The organism is Candidatus Avelusimicrobium sp. (assembly GCF_051874775.1).
Classification (GTDB): domain Bacteria; phylum Elusimicrobiota; class Elusimicrobia; order Elusimicrobiales; family Elusimicrobiaceae; genus Avelusimicrobium.
Genome location: NZ_JBJEGE010000014.1, coordinates 1 through 2,700, shown reverse-complemented (window position 1 = coordinate 2,700; position 2,700 = coordinate 1). Strand labels below are relative to the sequence as shown.

Below are 2,700 nucleotides of genomic sequence, written 5' to 3'. Positions count from 1 at the left end.
CCGCTACTCTGTGCCGCGCGCCGCTTTTCTCCGCGCGCTTCGTTTGGCGGGCGGTCGTGCGCGCCCTTCGCTCCCGCTATTTTCTGCTTTCTTCAAATTTCTCATTATCCGCGGGTCCCAGTTCAGGGCGTGCCCGCCCCGCCCTTGACTTCGCGCGACTGCGAACCGCGCCGCGGGTGAGCGCGTGCGGTGAGTATGTCGGCGAGCGCGTAGAGCTGTGTTACAGCTTCGCTCGAATGGTTTAAAAGCTGTTGAACGCGCTTTATATCGCCGCACTTTTTGAACTGCCGAACGGCATAAGCCTTCCGCGCCGAGTGTGGCGAAATATTTAAATCTCGAACTCTAAAGGCGGCGGCGGCTCGCTTAATGTCTTTGAAAACAGCCTGACGAGTCCTCGGTCGCTTTGGATCGAGTCGATTTTCAAAAACATAAAACCGCCCCGCTTGTGCCAGCAGGGCAGATTTTAAATCATTGGTTAAGCGAATTCGCCGCGGTTTCCCCGTTTTCATTTCATGCAGTGTGAAGCGTTCCTTTTGTAGGTCTTTTGTTTTAAGGTGAAGAACATCATCAATCCTTAGACCCGTTTGAAGTGAAACCATGACCGCGAGCCTATTCGGCTCAGTCAGTGCCGCCAGTATATGACCGAATATATCGGCTGACGCGTAATCGCTGCGCAGAGTGTCACCCCCTTTTTACATTCCTTAAATTGTCAACTCAGCTTTTGCGATAGGCGCACAAGCGCGCGCCTATCGCCGCTTTGAGCCGCCGAAAAAATGCCGCCGCCGCGTTCCTTGCTACCGCTTCGAAGGTAATAATGCCAAAGTCCAGATTATTAAATTTTTTTGAAAATGAAAATTGCGGCGGCGAACATTTGTTCGACTACTCTTATTATACACCCCCTTTTTCCTTTTTTCAAATTTCAAAATCACGCGAAAAGCGCGTTTTCAAGCTGTTTTTCTGCCTTTTTCTTGGTTTTTCTTTTATTTTCGCTAATTCAAAATAAATTACGCTTCTATTAAAATTCAAAGAATTTTAATAGACTTCCTAATTGATTTTTGAATTTGTCGGCCGCTGTTCGCCTTTCGGCGATCAACTCAGGAGCGGCTCAGCCGCCGCGGGTCTGAGTTGCTCGCACGGCTCAGCATACAGCCGCCACCGCTCGTTTTTTCTCTTTTTCTTTTGGCTCCCAATCTTGGAGCGGCTCAGCCGCGCCGACTGGCGCAAAGTCCATATTTTGGGACTTTGCTTTCAAAGTTTCAAGCTCCTGTGCGCTGATCCGCGCATACTTAACAGCGCCAATGTATGGCGCGGAATACTCGCGCCCGCATACTTCGTCAAAGTCGAGATTGAGAAGCTCAAACGGAAGCCGCCGCCGAAGTCCTGCGCCGCCTGCGAAGTATGTCTTGCCGAAGATTTTCGAAAAATCTTTTGTAACATACTTGGTGACATATCGCGCCACCGCTTCCGCGTTGCCGTCAAGCGCGATTGCGCTTGAGTAGCCAAAACGGTAGTTTGAAACATTCCAAACTGTGCGCCACTCTTCGGTTGGTATGTGAAGCCGCTTCGCGGTTGAAATCTTAATCGGCTTTTTCTTTCCGGTCACTTTCACTGTTCCGCTATCGACCAGATCCAAGCCGCCAGCAGTCAGGCCATGAAAATGTATGGCGCCATCGGAGTGCCGTTCCGGTATGATTAGATAGCGGAGCCCGCGCCGAGAAGCAGTGTTTTGTATCCATTTCAAAAACGGCTTTGAAATAGCCGAAACATCATAGCGGTCAATCACATTTGAGTCAAGAGTGAAAGTCACCATATATTTCCATTCATTCGCGGCGGCTATCTCAAAAACTGAGTTTTTGGCGCGCCGAATATTGTCGGTGCGCGGGCTATCTGTGCGATATTCACCGTTACTTTGCCGAGCTTTTCCAAAGTCCGAAGCTTCCCAGCCGTCAGGCATAAAAACGGGATATCTAAAGCAAGTCAGATTAACAGAGCCGTTCGGCATATATTGAATTTTTGCATTTTTTTGCAACTCATTTTTTAATTTTAGTTCGACCATTTTTGACTCCGTGTGAGTGTTTTTTGAGGTTATAATCAAGTAGAGTAGCCGCCGCAGGCGGCGACTTCCAAATGTTGACATTTAGAATTATACGCACATTTGAATGTAAAGTCAATACATTTTTTTGAATGTGTGTTATATTAGTCAAAAAGGGGGTATTCAAATGACATGCACATCAAAAAGATTGCGAGATACAAGAGAAGATTTTGACCTGACACAAAGTCAAATAGCCGCAGAGCTGAAAACTACTCAACAGCAATATGCGCTCTACGAAAGCGGAAAAAGAAAGCTACCGATTGATATGTTGATAGAACTTTCGAGCTTCTACGGAGTTTCAACCGATTATCTACTTGGGATCAGCGACAAAAGGACAGCCTAAAGGCTGTCCTTTCTTCAAAGCCGCGGGCGCGGCGGCGAGCTGTTGCGCGTGTACGAAAAGTTTGCGTTGCCAAAACAACACAAAATCCTTTAATATTTTGTGTAGTTCGCGGATACCCTGCCCGCGAACTGCAACAAAATATTCATTTTGTGTTGTTCCGGAGCGAGTACGGCGCAAGCGCCGCCAGCCAGTCCGCCCGCGCGCCACTGCCCGCTACTCTGTGCCGCGCGCCGCTTTTCTCCGCGCGCTTCGTTTGGCGGGCGGT

3 protein-coding genes are annotated in these 2,700 nt (G+C 48.7%); 1 reads left to right on the top strand and 2 read right to left on the bottom strand.

The window, feature by feature from the left end; genetic code table 11:
* Nucleotides 1–122: 122 nt before the first annotated feature.
* Complete coding sequence (locus ACI351_RS03220; protein WP_439733821.1) at nt 123–626, bottom strand: tyrosine-type recombinase/integrase; 504 nt, start codon at nt 624–626, stop codon at nt 123–125.
* 512 nt (nt 627–1,138) lie between these two features.
* A complete protein-coding gene (locus ACI351_RS03215; RefSeq protein WP_439733820.1) occupies nt 1,139–2,056 on the bottom strand; it encodes a rolling circle replication-associated protein in 918 nt (305 codons plus the stop codon).
* 163 nt (nt 2,057–2,219) lie between these two features.
* Between ACI351_RS03215 and ACI351_RS03210 the strand changes: the two genes are divergently transcribed.
* Nucleotides 2,220–2,435: a helix-turn-helix domain-containing protein gene (locus tag ACI351_RS03210; RefSeq protein ID WP_439733819.1), complete on the top strand. Its 216-nt coding sequence runs from the start codon at nt 2,220–2,222 to the stop codon at nt 2,433–2,435.
* Nucleotides 2,436–2,700 lie beyond the last annotated feature (265 nt).